The sequence below is a fragment of the Streptomyces sp. BB1-1-1 genome (assembly GCF_031597775.1).
Classification (GTDB): domain Bacteria; phylum Actinomycetota; class Actinomycetes; order Streptomycetales; family Streptomycetaceae; genus Streptomyces; species Streptomyces thinghirensis.
The window spans coordinates 5,361,220-5,376,633 of the sequence record NZ_CP134203.1; the positions used below are offsets into that span (position 1 = coordinate 5,361,220).

A 15,414-nucleotide genomic window follows, 5' to 3' on the forward strand; every position below is an offset into this window, starting at 1 on the left:
AATACCGGTGGACGGAGCCGTTACGCTGGACGCGTGGCAGTCGTCGATGTATCCGAAGAGCTGAAGTCCCTCTCCTCGACCATGGAGTCGATCGAGGCCGTCCTGGACCTCGACAGGCTGAGGGCAGACATCGCCGTGCTCGAGGAGCAGGCGGCCGCGCCGTCCCTCTGGGACGACCCGGAAGCGGCGCAGAAGATCACCAGCAAGCTCTCCCACCTCCAGGCCGAGGTGCGGAAGGCCGAGGCGCTGCGCGGCCGGATCGACGATCTCGCCGTGCTCTTCGAGATGGCCGAGGAGGAGGACGACCCGGACACCCGCGCCGAGGCCGAGTCCGAGCTCACGGCCGTCAAGAAGGCGCTGGACGAGATGGAGGTCCGCACGCTGCTCTCGGGTGAGTACGACGCCCGTGAGGCGCTCGTCAACATCCGCGCCGAGGCCGGTGGCGTGGACGCCGCCGACTTCGCCGAGAAGCTTCAGCGCATGTACCTGCGCTGGGCCGAGCAGCGCGGCTACAAGACCGAGATCTACGAGACGTCGTACGCGGAGGAGGCCGGCATCAAGTCGACCACCTTCGCCGTGCAGTCGCCGTACGCCTACGGCACCCTCTCCGTCGAGCAGGGCACGCACCGTCTGGTGCGCATCTCGCCGTTCGACAACCAGGGGCGCCGCCAGACCTCCTTCGCGGGCGTCGAGATCCTCCCCGTGGTCGAGCAGACCGACCACATCGAGATCGACGAGTCCGAGCTGCGGGTGGACGTGTACCGCTCGTCCGGTCCCGGCGGCCAGGGCGTGAACACCACCGACTCCGCGGTGCGGCTCACCCACCTCCCCACCGGCATCGTGGTCTCCTGCCAGAACGAGCGCTCCCAGATCCAGAACAAGGCCACCGCCATGAACGTCCTCCAGGCCAAGCTCCTGGAGCGGCGCCGCCAGGAGGAGCAGGCCAAGATGGACGCCCTCAAGGGCGACGGTGGCAATTCCTGGGGCAACCAGATGCGTTCGTACGTGCTGCACCCGTACCAGATGGTCAAGGACCTGCGCACCGAGCACGAAGTGGGCAACCCCGAGGCCGTGTTCAACGGCGAGATCGACGGTTTCCTGGAGGCCGGCATTCGCTGGCGCAAGCAGCAGGAGAAGTAGCGCGAAAGCGGGAACGCCGCTTTGTCGACAAGGCAACTGCCGTCCTTCGGGCGGCGGTTGCCTTTTGTCTGGCCCCTTGTTCGCCGGTGATGTCTGGGTTTTACATCACACTCACACCCTTTGTGTCCGGCATACGTCCCTTACCTGGACATCGCGTACGCAACGGCCTTGACGTTGCTTTGAACATTCGCAAGGGTGAGGCGCGGCATGCGTATTTCTGGGGCGCATGTGAACCGGGGGACTTCAGTACACAGCTACCTCCCGTTGATCACGGCCCCCGAGTGCGGCCTCACTGACTAATCGGCTACTGGGGGTAGCAACTACATGACGAAGAAGACGCGCATCCGTGTCGCGCGCATAGCGGCCGGCGCAGTGATCGCGGCCGGCGCCTCCCTGACCGCCGCGGGCGCCGCTTCGGCGCTCGACATCGGCGTGAGCGCGGGTGTCGGCGACACCAACGTCGACCTCGGCGTGAGCGTCGGCGGCGACGACGAGGAGCCGACGGACCCGCCCACCGACATCCCGACGGACCCGAACCCGACCGACCCCACGGACCCGACGGATCCCACGGACCCGACGGATCCCACGGACCCGACCGATCCGACGGATCCCACGGACCCGACGGATCCCACGGACCCGACCGACCCGACGGACCCCACGGACCCCACGGACCCGACGGATCCCACGGACCCGACGGATCCCACGGACCCGACCGACCCGACGGACCCCACGGACCCGACGGACCCGACCGACCCGACGGACCCGACCGACCCCACGGACCCCGGTAACGGCGGGGACAACGGCGGTAACGGCGGGGACAACGGCGGCAACGGTGGCAACAACACCGACCCCGACGGCGGCAGCAACGACAACGTCGCCCAGGAAGAGGGTTCCTCGGCCCTGACCGACACCGGCGAAGAGGCCCAGGCCTCCGACACCGCCGCCCAGGGCAGCGGTGACGAGCTGGCCGAGACCGGCGCCGCGGAGACCACGTTCCTGCTGGTCGGCGCCGCTACGATGATCGCCGGCGGTATCGGCTTCCGCTTCCTGCCGCGACTGATGAACAACCGCGGCGCGGCTGCCTGACGGTAGCCGTACGCGTACGCCCCGCGTACGCGGCCCGCACGCACACGAAGGGGCCCGGAGCGCGATGTGCGCTCCGGGCCCCTTCCGTGGCCGTGTCCCGGGAGCCCGCAGGGCCCTCCGCGGGTGTCAGGCGGTCTGGTGGGCCAGCAGGGCCACCGCCGCGACCAGCACCGCCAGCAGGGCGATCAGCGTCATCGGATTCAGCCCCGCGAAGAAGTTCCCCTGCTGCAGCCGCTCGCGGTTCGCCCGGCACACCGGGCACCTGCCCTCGCTCACGGGCGCCGCGCAGTTAGCGCACACCAACCGGTCGTACGTCATGCGCTCACCCTCCTTGCCGCCGGCTCCGTCAGGACAACGCCCGCACCGACGCGAACGTTCCCCCTTCCACTGTGCCAGGTTCCTCGGGACCCCGCGCGCCCTCGCTCCAGGGACAAAACGCGCAACTGATACAACCCCGACCGGTGACTGCGGTCGGCTCCCCGGTTCGCGTATGGTCACGCACATCTACCCCCGGCGACCCGTGGTGCATCCGTGATCCGATTCGACAACGTCTCCAAGGTCTACCCCAAACAGAACCACCCAGCTCTCAGGGATGTCTCCCTGGAGGTCGAGAAGGGTGAGTTCGTCTTCCTCGTGGGGTCCTCCGGCTCCGGAAAGTCCACCTTCCTGCGGCTGGTCCTCCGCGAGGAGCGGTGCAGCCACGGACAGGTGCACGTTCTGGGCAAGGACCTCGCCCGCCTGTCCAACTGGAAGGTGCCGCAGATGCGGCGCCAGCTGGGGACGGTGTTCCAGGACTTCCGCCTGCTGCCGAACAAGACGGTCGGCGAGAACGTCGCCTTCGCCCAGGAGGTCATCGGCAAGTCCCGCGGCGAGATCCGCAAGTCCGTGCCGCAGGTGCTCGACCTCGTCGGGCTCGGCGGCAAGGAGGACCGCAGGCCCGGTGAGCTGTCCGGCGGTGAGCAGCAGCGCGTCGCCATCGCGCGCGCGTTCGTCAACCGGCCCAAGCTGCTGATCGCGGACGAGCCCACCGGCAACCTCGACCCGCAGACCTCCGTCGGCATCATGAAGCTGCTCGACCGCATCAACCGGACGGGCACCACCGTGATCATGGCCACCCACGACCAGAACATCGTGGACCAGATGCGCAAGCGCGTCATCGAGCTGGAGAAGGGCCGCCTCGTCCGCGACCAGGCGCGCGGCGTCTACGGCTACCAGCACTGACGACGAGGAACGGAAAGGCTTAACGAGACGCCATGCGCGCCCAGTTCGTGCTCTCGGAGATCGGTGTCGGTCTTCGCCGCAATCTGACGATGACCTTCGCAGTCATCGTCTCCGTCGCCCTGTCCCTGGCCCTGTTCGGCGGTTCGCTGCTGATGAGCGACCAGGTCAACACCATGAAGGGCTACTGGTACGACAAGGTCAACGTCACCGTCTACCTCTGCAACAAGAGCGACGCGAAGTCCGATCCCGCCTGTGCCAAGGGCGCGGTGACCGAGGACCAGAAGAAGCAGATCCTCGCCGACCTCGAAGAGCTGTCGGTCGTGGAGAAGGTGACGTACGAGTCGCAGGACGAGGCGTACAAGCACTACAAGGACCAGTTCGGCGACTCGCCGCTGGCCAGTTCGCTCACGCCGGACCAGATGCAGGAGTCGTACCGGATCAAGCTGAAGGACCCGGAGAAGTACCAGGTCATCGCGACCGCCTTCGACGGCCGGGACGGCGTGCAGTCCGTCGCGGACCAGCGCGCGACCCTGGACAACCTCTTCGAGCTCCTCAACGGCATGAACTGGGCGGCACGCGCGGTGATGGCGCTCATGCTGGTCGTCGCGCTCATGCTGATCGTCAACACGGTGCGCGTCTCGGCGTTCAGCCGGCGGCGCGAGACCGGCATCATGCGGCTGGTCGGCGCCTCGGGCTTCTACATCCAGGCGCCGTTCATCATGGAGGCGGCGGTCGCCGGTCTCATCGGCGGCGCGGTCGCCTGCGGCTTCCTGGTGACCGCGCGGTACTTCATCATCGACCACGGACTCGCCCTGGCCGACAAGCTGGCCCTGATCGACTTCATCGGCTGGGACGCCCTGCTGACGAAGCTTCCGCTCATCCTGGCCACCAGCCTGCTGATGCCCGCGTTGGCCGCGTTCTTCGCGCTGCGCAAGTACCTGAAGGTGTGACACATACCAAGAGGGCCGAACGGTCAAGCGACCGTGCGGCCCTCTTGCGTTGTCCTAGACTCACCGGCATGTCAGGTCGTGACCTGTTCTGTCAGCCCCGTCGCGCACGCCACGGGGCCGCCCTGACCTTGGTGTTCGCGAGCGTGCTCGTCGCCGGCGCGGCCACCGGCTCGTTCCCCGAGGCCGACCGGAAGCCGGCGCCCGACACGACGCCGGTGGCCGGCCAGCAGGGTCGGCCCCCTCAACACGCCGACGTCGCGCGGGCGGCCGCCGAGGCGATGGCCGACGGCAAGTCCCCCGAGGAGGCCGCCGAGCGCGCCGTCAGCCGCAGCGGGGACCGCTGGGGCGCCGTCTACTCCCGGGGCGAGTACGAGGAGTTGGAGGACGCCCTCGACGGCCGGTACACCGGCGTCGGACTCTCCGCCCGCCGCGAGCGCGACGGCCGCATCGAGGTCACCGAGGTGCGCTCCGGCTCGCCCGCCGCCGGCGCCGGGATCCGCGAGGGCGACCGGCTGCGCAGCGTCGACGGTGAGCGGGTCGACGGGCGCCCCGTCACGGAGGTCGTCTCCATACTGCGCGGCGACGCCGAGCAGGAGCCCGCCGGCACCGCCGTCCGGCTCGGCCTGGAACGCGGCACGCGCGCGTGGACCGAGACCGTACGCCGGGCCAGGCTCTCCACGGACCCCGTGACCGTGGGCACACTCGCCGGGGGCGTCACGGTCGTCAAGGTCCTCTCCTTCACCAAGGGCGTCGGCGAACAGGTGCGCGGCGCCGTGGAGCGGCTGCCGTCCGGCGCCGGGGTCGTCCTCGACCTGCGCGGCAACTCCGGCGGCCTGGTCGCCGAGGCCGTCACCGCCGCCTCCGCCTTCCTCGACGGCGGCCTGGTCGCCACGTACGACGTCGACGGCGATCAGCGGGCCCTGCACGCCGAACCCGGCGGGGACACCACCAGACCCCTGGTGGCGCTCGTCGACGGCGGCACCATGAGCGCTGCCGAGCTCCTCACCGGAGCCCTCCAGGACCGCGGACGGGCGGTCGTCCTGGGCTCGCGCACCTTCGGCAAGGGCTCGGTGCAGATGCCGAGCCGACTGCCCGGCGGCTCGGTGGCCGAGCTGACCGTCGGGCACTACCGCACTCCCTCGGGCCGCGGCGTCGACGGCACGGGCATCACGCCCGACCTGGAGACCGACCCGACCGGCCCGGCCGCCCTGGAACGGGCCCGGACGGTGCTGAGCGGGCTGGGACCGGCCGCGTAATCGGCTTTCCGCGGACCCCCTCCGTAGTGCGAAAATGGGCGGCACTATGGCTAAGGAAAAAGGGCGCAAGCTGATCGCGCAGAACAAGAAGGCGCGGCACGACTACCAGATCCTCGACACCTACGAGGCCGGCCTGGTCCTGTCCGGGACCGAGGTGAAGTCGCTGCGCCAGGGACGGGCCTCGCTGGCCGACGGCTTCGTGCAGCTGGACGGACACGAGGCGTGGCTGCACAACGTGCACGTGCCCGAGTACAGCCAGGGCACCTGGACCAACCACAGCGCCCGCCGCAAGCGGAAGCTGCTGCTGCACCGCGTGGAGATCGACAAGCTGGAGGCGAAGTCCCAGGAGACCGGTCACACGATCGTTCCCCTGGCGCTGTACTTCAAGGACGGCCGGGCCAAGGTCGAGATCGCGCTGGCGCGCGGCAAGAAGGAGTACGACAAGCGCCAGACCCTCCGGGAGAAGCAGGACCGCCGCGAGGCGGAGCGGACGATCTCGGCGATCCGGCGCAAGCAGCGGGCCTGACCCCCCGGGGAATAGGCTGGCACGTGCGTGCGTTGGTCACGTACGATGGCATCTGCACCCCACAGAGGGTGCGTGCCCCCCTCCTCGGAGGGCTTGAAAAATCAACATGGGGATGATCGGTTTCGACAGCGGATGTCGAAGCAGGGGAAGCGTGTCGAGGAAGCGGCCATGATCTCGTAAACCACAGGCCGAAAAAAATAATCGCCAACACCAAGCGCGATTCCTCCCAGCAGGCCTTCGCCCTCGCTGCCTGATCTCAGGTAGCGAAGCGAGCCTCCTACTAAGGGAGTGTCAGCCCGGGGCTGTTCCCGACCCGGATCCTGGCATCAGCTAGGGGACTAAACCTTGATCCCGGTCACGGGGTGAAGAGGGAAACCAAACAGTGACTGAGCCCGTCGGAGACTTGTCCGCGTGATCTCCGGGGCTGAGAAAATCGAAGCGGACTGCACACGGAGAAGCCCTGGTTCCGCACCGTTGGACGCGGGTTCGATTCCCGCCATCTCCACAGTTCCCATGTGGGCCTAGGCCCCGCCGCTCCAGCGCGGCGGGGCCTTCGTCATGCCCCGTCATGCCCGCGGCCGCCCCGCCGAGCCCCGAGCCGGTGCCAGGGCCAGGGCCAGCAGCAGGGCCACCGCGGCCGCCGTGACCGGCACGCCGTAGGCGGCCGTGGGGGAGAGGTGCTCCACCGTCCAGCCGCCCGCCGCGCTGCCGCAGGCGATGCCGCCGAGCAGGCCGGTCACCGCGAGGGTCATGCCCTCGTTCAGGCGGCCCTCCGGGGTGCGGTGCTGGACCAGCGTCATGGTGGTGACCATCGTCGGGGCGGTGGCCATCCCGGCGATCAGCAGCGTGAGCGCCAGCAGCGGCAGCGAGCCGGTGAGGGACGCCGCGAGCAGCGGCAGCGTCAGCAGGGCCGTCATCGCCGCGACACACCACGGCAGGCGGTGCTCGGCGGGGCCGGCCGGCTTCATCGCGCCGTACAGCAGGCCCGCCGCGCAGGAACCGGCCGCCTGAAGCGCGAGGACCACCCCGGCCGCCGCACGGTGTCCCTGTGCGTCCGCGAACGCGATCGTGACGACCTCCATGGCCCCGAAGACCCCGCCCATCGCCAGGCACACCACTAGCAGCGGCGGGATTCCCGGGACGCGGAAGGGGGCCTTCGCCGTCGGGCGCGGCCGGGCCAGCGGTTCGGTCGAGCGCTGGGCGGTGAACAGCAGCATGCCGCTGACCAGCAGCACCACGCCGACCAGCGTGCCCGCCTCCGGGAACAGCGCCGTGCACAGGAACGCGGCGAGGACCGGCCCGAGCATGAAGCACAGCTCGTCCGCGGCCTGCTCGAAGGAGTTCGCGGTGTGCAGGGCGTCGGCGGCGTCCTTCCTGCCCTTCAGCAGATGGGCCCAGCGGGCGCGGGCCATGCCGCCGGTGTTGGGCGTCGTGGCGGTGGCGGCGTACCCGGCGAACAGCGTCCAGGCGGGCGCGCCGTACCGGACGCACAGCAGCAGGGCGAGCGAGCCCAGGGCGGCGATCAGGGTGGCGGGCAGTGCCACCCGGGCCTGGCCGTGCCGGTCCACCAGCCGCGCCGTCCACGGGGCGACCAGCGCCGTCGCCGCGAGTCCCGTCGCGGTCACGGCGCCGGCGAGGGCGTACGAACCGCGGGTGCCGGCGATCATCACGACCGCGCTCACGCTGAACATGCCCATGGGTAGCCGCGCCATGAGATTTCCGATCGTGAACGCTCGGGCGCCGGGTATGGCGAGGAGGCGCCGGTAGGGGCCGGGCGGCCGGCGCCGGGTCCGCGGGCCGAAGTCGGCGGCGACCAGAGTGTCGGCGGTGACGGCGAGGAAGGTGGTCCGGGAGGACGGGCGTTCGTAGGTCGGTTGCGGCATGGGCTTACCGTCGCCCGGGGATGACCAAGGGGTCCAACACCTTCTCCGCACCCATTCACGCACGCGCGTTGTAAATTCGCCGGATGCCCGCACCCGCACACGTCGACCCCCGCCTCCTGCGCGCTTTCGTCACCGTCGCCGAGGACCTGCACTTCACCCGGGCCGCCGCCCGCCTGTACGTCGCCCAGCAGGCGCTCAGCAGGGACGTACGGCGCCTGGAGCGGGAGTTGGGCACCGAACTGTTCGTCCGGACCACCCGGCAGGTGACCCTGACGGCCGACGGCGAGCGGCTGCTGCCGTACGCCCGCCGCGCCCTCCAGGCGCAGGACGACCTCCTGGCCGCCTTCGGACAGGCCCGCCCGCTGCTGGTCGACCTCAACTCCCCGGGGCTGGTCACCGGCCGCCTGGTCCTGGAACGGGCCCGCGGGCTCGCGCCCGGGGAGGAGTTGATGGCGCGTTACGAGAGCGGGCTGACCCACGCCGCCGCCGAACTGCTCGCGGGCCGCCTCGACGTCTCCTTCGGCCGGTACGCGGGCCTCGCCCCGGCACTGCGGTCCGGGCTCGGCCACCAGCCCGTCCGCTACGAGCCCATGGCGGTCGTCCTGCCCGAGGACCACCCGCTGGCCGGGCTGCCCCAGGTGCCGCTCGACGCCCTCGCCGGCGAAACCGTGTACGCCGGGGCCGGAAACCCGCGGACGGTGGAGTGGACCGACCTCGCGCACCGCCTGTTCGAGGGGCGCGGCATCGAAGTGGCGGCACCCGCTCCGCTGGCCGTCGGGGAGGAGGAGTTTCAGCGGATCATGGACAAGACGCGCAATCCGATCCTCGCCGTGGTGAGCTTTCCGGCCATGGCGTCGACCGTGGTGCGCCCGCTCGTCGATCCCGTGCCGCTGTCGCCGGTGTCACTTGTCTGGCGAAAGGGACTGGCACACCCCGCGTTCGACGCGCTGCGCCGGGCCGCCGCCCAGGTCGCGGCCGAGGAGGGCTGGCTCCGCAGGCCCGCCGGAGGGTGGATTCCCGCCGTCGACGCCGCTGTGATGTCCGTCCACAACTGACACGTGGGAACCACACATCCTCCGCGTGCGCTACATTCTTGGCCTGAGCACGGTGTGGTACAGGGGGCGCTCGAACCTGGTGGGGGCCGGTTCGGCCGACGGGTGCTCAGAGTCGTACGCGCACCCGGAACTGTCCCTCGGGGGGAAGTGCGTGCGCGTGAAGAAATGGCAAAAAGACGCCCAACCGGAGTGGCCCCAGGCCGCGTCCGGGATGCGTGATCTCCCGGAGGCGAGACAGGATGCCGACGCCACCGAGGTGTTCCCGGCGACCCGGGCCTTCCCGGTGACCGGGGAGTTCCCGACGGCCGGAACGCCGTCCGGCGGGTCCACTGAGCCCAGCGCGTCCGGCGGGTCCGGCACGGGATGGTTCGGGGCCTCCGGTCCTGCGGGCGCCGGTACCGACGAGACGGAGATCCTCGGTTCCCGAATAGGGAGGGACCGAAGGGACCGAATAGGCGGAAGTCCGGTGGGCGCGGGCCGTACGGACCGGGGCCGGGTCGGTGATCCGTTCGGCCAGGGGCGGATAACTTGGGGCGGAACCAACCAGGCCGGGGCGAACCCGAACGAGGGGACCCCAGCCCCGAACAGGGCGAACCCGACCACGACGCCCCCGTCCGGCAAGGGCACCGAAGGCACCGCCCCGACCGGAATCGGCCAGAACGGCACCGGCCGGAACGGCACCGGCCCGGACGCCGACAGGACGGACATCCTCCCCGCGGCCCCTGTGGCCCCCGCGCCCACCCCGACCCGCGCCTTCCCCACGACCGCGCCCGGCCCCGCCACCGCCGCCCTCCGTGACCCCTGGCAGGACACCCCGGACGCCGACGCCGCCCCGGACGCCGGTGATCACACCCACGACCCGCACGAGGTCACGGTCCAGCTCGACGCCGTCCAGCTCGGTGACGGCGTGATCCGCCGGGCCGACAGCGGGCACCGCAAGAGCCGCCCGGAACGCGAGTCCGACGGACCGGTGTTCGTCGACGCGTCCGGACGCCGCAGCCGCCTGTACCGCCGTCTCGGCATCGCCGTCGGCGTCGCCTGCGCGGTCTACGCCGTCGTCATCGTCTCCACGCTGCTGTCCGGCAACTCCAACGCGCCCTGGCTGCCCGTGGAGGGCCAGCAGGAGGGCAAGCCGGCCGGTCAGGTCGACACCACCCCGCTGCCCTCGCAGTCCGCGCGGCCCTCGAACACCGGCAGCGCCGCTCCGCAGGTCAGCCCCTCCGCCGGCACCGGCGTGACCACGGCGCCGGGCGCCGACGCCCCCGCGCCCGGTACGTCGGGTACCGCGCGGCAGCCCGGCACCGGTGCCGACCCCGAGCCCTCGGAGACCGGCGCCGGCACGCAGCCGGGCGGCGGCGGCGCGACCGACCCGGACCCGACGCAGTCGACGCAGGTTCCGCCGCCCGCGACCACGGACCCGTCGACCCCGGCCGGGGGCGGCGGCGATCCCACGGTCGACCCGACCGCGCCCACCGTCGACCCCACCACGGGCACCGACCCGGGCGGCGACACGGCCGCCAACGGCGCGAGCGATCCCCTCTCCGCCGCCGGGCCCGCCGACGAGCCCGTCGTCGCCGGCCCGGACACCACCCTCACGTCCCCTTCCCTGTCCCCGGAGAACACCCTCTGATGGCATCACGCACCCGCCGTCACGGGGCCGCGCGCAGCGCCCGTGCGGGCGTCCGGCGCCGCCGCCTGCCCCTGCGTCTGCTGCTTCCGCTGCTCGTCCTGGTCGCCCTGTCGGCGATGCTCATGCTGCGCGGGTACGTGCACAGCGAGATCCTGGCCGACCACCGCGTCCAGCCGCCCGCCGCCACCGACCAGGTGCCGGAGAAGATCCTGGAGGGCGGCCCGGTCATCGACGCCCGCGGCGGCCGCACCGAGAGCCTGAGCGTGCCCGACCACCGCCTGGTCCTCACCTTCGACGACGGCCCGGACCCGACCTGGACGCCGAAGGTGCTGGACGTGCTGAAGAAGCACGACGCGCACGCGGTCTTCTTCGTCACCGGCACCATGGCCTCCCGCTACCCCGACCTCGTCGAGCGCATGGTCGACGAGGGCCACGAGGTGGGCCTGCACACCTTCAACCACCCCGACCTCTCCTTCCAGTCCAAGAAGCGCATCGACTGGGAGCTGTCGCAGAACCAGCTGGCGATCACCGGCGCCGCGGGCATCCGCACCTCGCTCTTCCGCCCGCCGTACTCCTCCTTCTCCGACGCCATGGACAACAAGTCCTGGCCGGTCACCGAGTACATCGGCAGCCGCGGCTACATCACCGTCGTCAACAACACCGACAGCGAGGACTGGCAGCGGCCCGGCGTCGACGAGATCATCCGCCGCGCCACGCCGAAGAACGGCGAGGGCGCCATCGTCCTGATGCACGACTCGGGCGGCGACCGGAGCCAGACCGTCGCGGCGCTGGACAGGTTCCTGCCCGACCTGCAGAGGAAGGGCTACGAGTTCGACAACCTCACCGAGGCCCTCGACGCGCCCAGCGCGATGAGCCCGGTGACCGGCGCCGAACTGTGGAAGGGCAAGGCCTGGGTCTTCCTCGTCCAGGCCTCGGAGAAGATCACCGACGGCCTGGTGGTGGGCCTGGCGATCATCGGGACCCTGGTCATCAGCCGCTTCGTGCTGATGCTGCTCCTCTCCGGCGTCCACGCCCGCCGGGTCCGCCGCAAGGGCTTCCGCTGGGGCCCGCCGGTGACCGAACCGGTGACGGTGCTGGTGCCGGCGTACAACGAGGCCAAGTGCATCGAGAACACCGTCCTCTCCCTGATGGCCAGTGACCATCCCGTCGAGGTCATCGTCGTCGACGACGGCTCCAGCGACGGCACGGCCCGGATCGTCGAGGCGATGGGCCTGCCGAACGTCCGGGTGATCCGCCAGCTCAACGCGGGCAAGCCGGCGGCGCTGAACCGCGGTCTGGCGAACGCCAGTCACGACATCGTCGTGATGATGGACGGCGACACCGTCTTCGAACCGTCCACCGTCCGTGAACTCGTCCAGCCCTTCGGCGACCCGAAGGTGGGCGCCGTGGCCGGCAACGCGAAGGTCGGCAACAAGGACAGCCTCATCGGCGCCTGGCAGCACATCGAGTACGTGATGGGCTTCAACCTGGACCGCCGGATGTACGACATCCTCGGCTGCATGCCGACCATCCCCGGCGCGGTGGGCGCCTTCCGGCGCTCGGCGCTGGCACCGATCGGCGGCATGAGCGACGACACGCTCGCCGAGGACACCGACGTCACCATGGCGCTGCACCGCGCCGGCTGGCGCGTGGTCTACGCCGAGAACGCCCGCGCCTGGACCGAGGCCCCCGAGACCGTCCAGCAGCTGTGGTCCCAGCGCTACCGCTGGTCGTACGGCACCATGCAGGCCATCTGGAAGCACCGCCGCGCGGTGATCGAGAAGGGCCCCTCGGGCCGCTTCGGCCGCGTGGGCCTGCCCTTCGTCTCCCTGTTCATGGTCCTGGCCCCGCTCCTGGCCCCGCTGATCGACGTCTTCCTGCTCTACGGCATCGTCTTCGGCCCGACCCAGAAGACGATCACGGCGTGGCTGGGCGTCCTGGCCATCCAGGCGGTCTGCGCGGCGTACGCCTTCCGCCTCGACCGCGAACGCATGACCCACCTGATCTCGCTGCCGCTGCAGCAGATCCTCTACCGCCAGCTCATGTACGTAGTGCTGCTCCAGTCCTGGATCACCGCGCTCACCGGCGGCCGCCTGCGCTGGCAGAAGCTCCGGCGCACCGGCGTGGTCGGGGCGCCCGGCGGCTCGGTGCCGCGCCAGGGCTCGCGGGGCAGCGATGATCGGAGGCCCGTGGCATGACCCACGGATACACGACCGGTACGGGTACGAACCCGGAGCCGGCCGGCCCGTACGGAACCCCGTACGCGGGGGCCCCGGACGGGGGAGGCCCGTACGGTGCCGCGGGGATGCCGTACGCCGTCCCGCAGCAGCGCACGACGGAGCCCGCACCCGAGCCCGGCACCGCGCCCGATCCCGCCCCGGCCGCCAAGAAACCGGGCCGTGACCGGTACCTGGACCTGCTGCGCTCCATCGCGCTGGTCCGCGTCGTGGTGTACCACCTGTTCGGCTGGGCCTGGCTGACGGTGGTGTTCCCGTCGATGGGCGTCATGTTCGCGCTGGCGGGTTCGCTGATGGCGCGTTCGCTGAAGCGTCCGGCGATGGGCGTGATCCGCGGGCGCGTGCGCCGCCTCCTGCCGCCGATGTGGGCGTTCGCCGCGGTCGTGCTCGCGATGATGTTCATGAACGGCTGGAACCCTACGGACGACCCGGACCGCGGGGGCACCTGGGGTCTGATCGAGCTGTTCAACTACATCGTGCCGATCGGCGCGCCGCCCTACCCTTGGCACATCGGCTCCCAGTCCGGCCTGCTGGAGGACACCTGGGCGGTGCAGGCCGCGGGGCCGCTGTGGTACCTGCGCGCCTACCTGTGGTTCGTCATCGCCTCCCCGCTGCTGCTGTGGCTGTTCCGCAAGGCCCCCTGGCCGACGCTGCTCGCGCCGCTCGGCCTCACGGCGATCGTCGGCACGGGCGTGGTGACCATTCCCGGCGAGACGGGCAACGCCGTCACCGACTTCGCCGTCTACGGCGGCTGCTGGGTCCTGGGCTTCGCCCACCACGAGGGCCTGCTGAAGCAGATCCCGCGGTACGTCTCCGTCTCCTGCGCGTCCCTGATCATGGCCTTCGGCCTGTGGTGGGCCTCGAACCATCTGGGCCCCGACGGGTGGGACCTCAACGACATCCCGCTGGCCCAGGCCACCTGGTCGTTCGGGTTCGTCGTGATCCTGCTCCAGTACTCCCCGTCGTGGCGGGAACTGCCGGGCCGGCTGGCCAAGTGGGACAAGCTGGTGACCCTCTCCAACAACCGCGCGGTCACCATCTACCTGTGGCACAACCTGCTGATCATGGCGACGGTCCCGATCATCGACCTGGCCTACCAACTTCCCTTCATGCAGAGCGAGCGCGCGGTGGCCGCCCTCGACGGCGCGTACACGATCTGGATGTTCGCCCTCGTCTGGCCGCTCATCGGCCTGATGGTCCTCGCCGTGGGCTGGGTCGAGGACCTGGCGGCGAAGCGCAAGCCGCGGCTGTGGCCGAACGGCACCAAGCGCTCCGCCGGGAGCCGGCCCAGGGCGCGGGCGGCCCACCGGGGTTGACGCCGGTCGGCCCCGGGTACCGTGCCGCCGCGTCCCGTGCGAGACTGCCCCGGTTGCGGAAGTGAACAGGGCGGCGTGAGCCGGTCAGGGGGACAGGCGGGATGAGTAAGCGCCAGACGCAGAAGATGCTGCAGCTGATGGCGAGCGGGGAGCCGGTCGAGCTCACCAGTCCGATGGCGTCCGTGAAGAAGCTCGCCAAGCTCGCCTTCATCGCCCAGCAGTTCGGGTACGAGTACGCCGACGTGCGGCAGGGCGGCGGGAGCAACAGCTCGCTCCGGATGCTGCTGGTCCCCGACCCCAGCCCGCAGGCCCGGAGCCGGGCCGCACAGAACTGGGCGCAGTACCCGAACGCCGGCGACGGGGTGTCGGTGCCGCCGCTCGTGCCGGACGCCTTCGAACTCCTCAAGGCGCGGATCAACTTCGACCTCACCGGCAAGAGCGCCGAGAAGCGGATGGGCTACGGCGCACTCGGCGTCACCGTCGGCTGCGTGGTCCTCGCCTACCGCTTCGGCGGTGCGTCCGGCGACTTCGTCGTGGCCGCGATCATCTGGCTGTGCGTCCTGGCGCTCCTGGGCGTCGGCTTCCTCGTCAACCGCAAGCGCAACGCCAAGTTCGCGGCGCGGCTGCGGGCCGCCGGGTTCGTGCCGGTGGCCGACGAGACGGGGCGGGTGCGGTACCTGGCGCCGGGGGCGCAGCCGCCGGGGCACGGGAATCCGTTCGGCGGTGTCGGCGGGCCCGTGGCCGGCGGCGCCCCGTACGGCTATCCGCAGGCGCCCGCCGCGCCCGCCGCACCCGGTGGCTACGGACAGCCCGCGCCCGGCCCGTACGCCCCGCAGCAGCCGCCGTACCCGGCCCAGGCCGCTCAGCCCTCGTACGGGCAGCCGCAGCCCCAGCCGTACGCGCCGCCGCAGGCGCAGCAGCCCTACCCGCCCCAGCCCTACCCCCAGCAGCAGCCTCCTCACTGGCAGCCCCAGCCCCCGCAGGGCTGACGGCGGATCCTCGGCGACCTCTCATCCCGCCCCGGCGCCGGGTGAGAGCAACGTTCCCTTCCGGTCATCCACAGCCCCACCGGCCCGAAACGCGTCCTTACTAGCTTCGGTGCAACCGAGCGACC

General features: G+C 71.1%; 13 protein-coding genes and 1 other RNA gene. 12 read left to right on the plus strand and 2 right to left on the minus strand.

What is annotated here, in order from left to right; translation table 11 throughout:
- Window positions 1-33: 33 nt before the first annotated feature.
- Together prfB and RI578_RS24595 are read left to right on the plus strand one after the other, a co-directional pair.
- Window positions 34-1,140, plus strand: coding sequence for a peptide chain release factor 2 (prfB, locus tag RI578_RS24590; protein WP_310873097.1), 1,107 nt, complete (start codon window positions 34-36; stop codon window positions 1,138-1,140).
- 324 nt (window positions 1,141-1,464) lie between these two features.
- Complete coding sequence (locus RI578_RS24595) at window positions 1,465-2,226, plus strand: hypothetical protein (RefSeq protein WP_310873098.1); 762 nt, start codon at window positions 1,465-1,467, stop codon at window positions 2,224-2,226.
- Window positions 2,227-2,352: 126 nt separating this feature from the next.
- On the opposite strand, the gene RI578_RS24600 is transcribed toward RI578_RS24595, so the two are convergent.
- Window positions 2,353-2,544, minus strand: coding sequence for a hypothetical protein (locus tag RI578_RS24600; RefSeq protein WP_210960753.1), 192 nt, complete (start codon window positions 2,542-2,544; stop codon window positions 2,353-2,355).
- A 213-nt stretch (window positions 2,545-2,757) separates the two neighbouring features.
- Here RI578_RS24600 and ftsE point away from each other — a divergent pair, with 213 nt between their 5' ends.
- The 5 genes from ftsE to ssrA all read left to right on the plus strand — a co-directional run bounded on the left by ftsE (window position 2,758) and on the right by ssrA (window position 6,687).
- Window positions 2,758-3,447, plus strand: coding sequence for a cell division ATP-binding protein FtsE (ftsE, locus tag RI578_RS24605; RefSeq protein WP_053131878.1), 690 nt, complete (start codon window positions 2,758-2,760; stop codon window positions 3,445-3,447).
- Between the two features lie 32 nt (window positions 3,448-3,479).
- Window positions 3,480-4,397 carry a permease-like cell division protein FtsX gene (gene ftsX, locus RI578_RS24610; protein WP_310873099.1) on the plus strand — a complete coding sequence of 306 codons (918 nt, stop codon included), beginning with the start codon at window positions 3,480-3,482 and terminating at the stop codon, window positions 4,395-4,397.
- Window positions 4,398-4,465: 68 nt separating this feature from the next.
- The gene (locus RI578_RS24615) at window positions 4,466-5,653 is read left to right on the plus strand and encodes a S41 family peptidase (protein ID WP_310873100.1); all 1,188 of its coding nucleotides are present in this window, start codon (window positions 4,466-4,468) and stop codon (window positions 5,651-5,653) included.
- A 46-nt stretch (window positions 5,654-5,699) separates the two neighbouring features.
- Complete coding sequence (gene smpB / locus RI578_RS24620) at window positions 5,700-6,179, plus strand: SsrA-binding protein SmpB (protein ID WP_073723717.1); 480 nt, start codon at window positions 5,700-5,702, stop codon at window positions 6,177-6,179.
- Between the two features lie 108 nt (window positions 6,180-6,287).
- Window positions 6,288-6,687: a transfer-messenger RNA gene (gene ssrA, locus RI578_RS24625) on the plus strand.
- 58 nt (window positions 6,688-6,745) lie between these two features.
- Here the strand turns inward: ssrA and RI578_RS24630 are convergent.
- Window positions 6,746-8,062 (minus strand): MFS transporter, encoded by a 1,317-nt coding sequence (locus RI578_RS24630; protein WP_310873101.1) that lies wholly within the window; start codon window positions 8,060-8,062, stop codon window positions 6,746-6,748.
- Between the two features lie 83 nt (window positions 8,063-8,145).
- Between RI578_RS24630 and RI578_RS24635 the strand changes: the two genes are divergently transcribed.
- The 5 genes from RI578_RS24635 (at window position 8,146) to RI578_RS24655 (ending at window position 15,289) form a co-directional block, all read left to right on the plus strand.
- Window positions 8,146-9,117 (plus strand): LysR family transcriptional regulator, encoded by a 972-nt coding sequence (locus RI578_RS24635; RefSeq protein ID WP_310873102.1) that lies wholly within the window; start codon window positions 8,146-8,148, stop codon window positions 9,115-9,117.
- Between the two features lie 466 nt (window positions 9,118-9,583).
- A complete protein-coding gene (locus RI578_RS24640; protein ID WP_310873103.1) occupies window positions 9,584-10,747 on the plus strand; it encodes a hypothetical protein in 1,164 nt (387 codons plus the stop codon).
- The gene (locus tag RI578_RS24645; RefSeq protein WP_310873104.1) at window positions 10,747-12,945 is read left to right on the plus strand and encodes a polysaccharide deacetylase family protein; all 2,199 of its coding nucleotides are present in this window, start codon (window positions 10,747-10,749) and stop codon (window positions 12,943-12,945) included. Before RI578_RS24640 ends, RI578_RS24645 begins: the two co-directional genes overlap by 1 nt.
- Complete coding sequence (locus RI578_RS24650) at window positions 12,942-14,300, plus strand: acyltransferase (protein WP_310873105.1); 1,359 nt, start codon at window positions 12,942-12,944, stop codon at window positions 14,298-14,300. The genes RI578_RS24645 and RI578_RS24650 overlap by 4 nt, the downstream gene beginning before the upstream one ends.
- A 101-nt stretch (window positions 14,301-14,401) precedes the next feature.
- Complete coding sequence (locus tag RI578_RS24655; RefSeq protein ID WP_310873106.1) at window positions 14,402-15,289, plus strand: hypothetical protein; 888 nt, start codon at window positions 14,402-14,404, stop codon at window positions 15,287-15,289.
- Window positions 15,290-15,414: the final 125 nt, after the last annotated feature.

Coding starts and splice junctions, on each gene's coding strand:
- RI578_RS24595 (WP_310873098.1), top strand. CDS start 1,465: ATGACGAAGAAGACGCGCATCCGTGTCGCGCGCATAGCGGCCGGCGCA.
- RI578_RS24600 (WP_210960753.1), bottom strand. CDS start 2,544: ATGACGTACGACCGGTTGGTGTGCGCTAACTGCGCGGCGCCCGTGAGC.
- ftsX (WP_310873099.1), top strand. CDS start 3,480: ATGCGCGCCCAGTTCGTGCTCTCGGAGATCGGTGTCGGTCTTCGCCGC.
- RI578_RS24615 (WP_310873100.1), top strand. CDS start 4,466: ATGTCAGGTCGTGACCTGTTCTGTCAGCCCCGTCGCGCACGCCACGGG.
- smpB (WP_073723717.1), top strand. CDS start 5,700: ATGGCTAAGGAAAAAGGGCGCAAGCTGATCGCGCAGAACAAGAAGGCG.
- RI578_RS24630 (WP_310873101.1), bottom strand. CDS start 8,062: ATGCCGCAACCGACCTACGAACGCCCGTCCTCCCGGACCACCTTCCTC.
- RI578_RS24635 (WP_310873102.1), top strand. CDS start 8,146: ATGCCCGCACCCGCACACGTCGACCCCCGCCTCCTGCGCGCTTTCGTC.
- RI578_RS24645 (WP_310873104.1), top strand. CDS start 10,747: ATGGCATCACGCACCCGCCGTCACGGGGCCGCGCGCAGCGCCCGTGCG.
- RI578_RS24650 (WP_310873105.1), top strand. CDS start 12,942: ATGACCCACGGATACACGACCGGTACGGGTACGAACCCGGAGCCGGCC.
- RI578_RS24655 (WP_310873106.1), top strand. CDS start 14,402: ATGAGTAAGCGCCAGACGCAGAAGATGCTGCAGCTGATGGCGAGCGGG.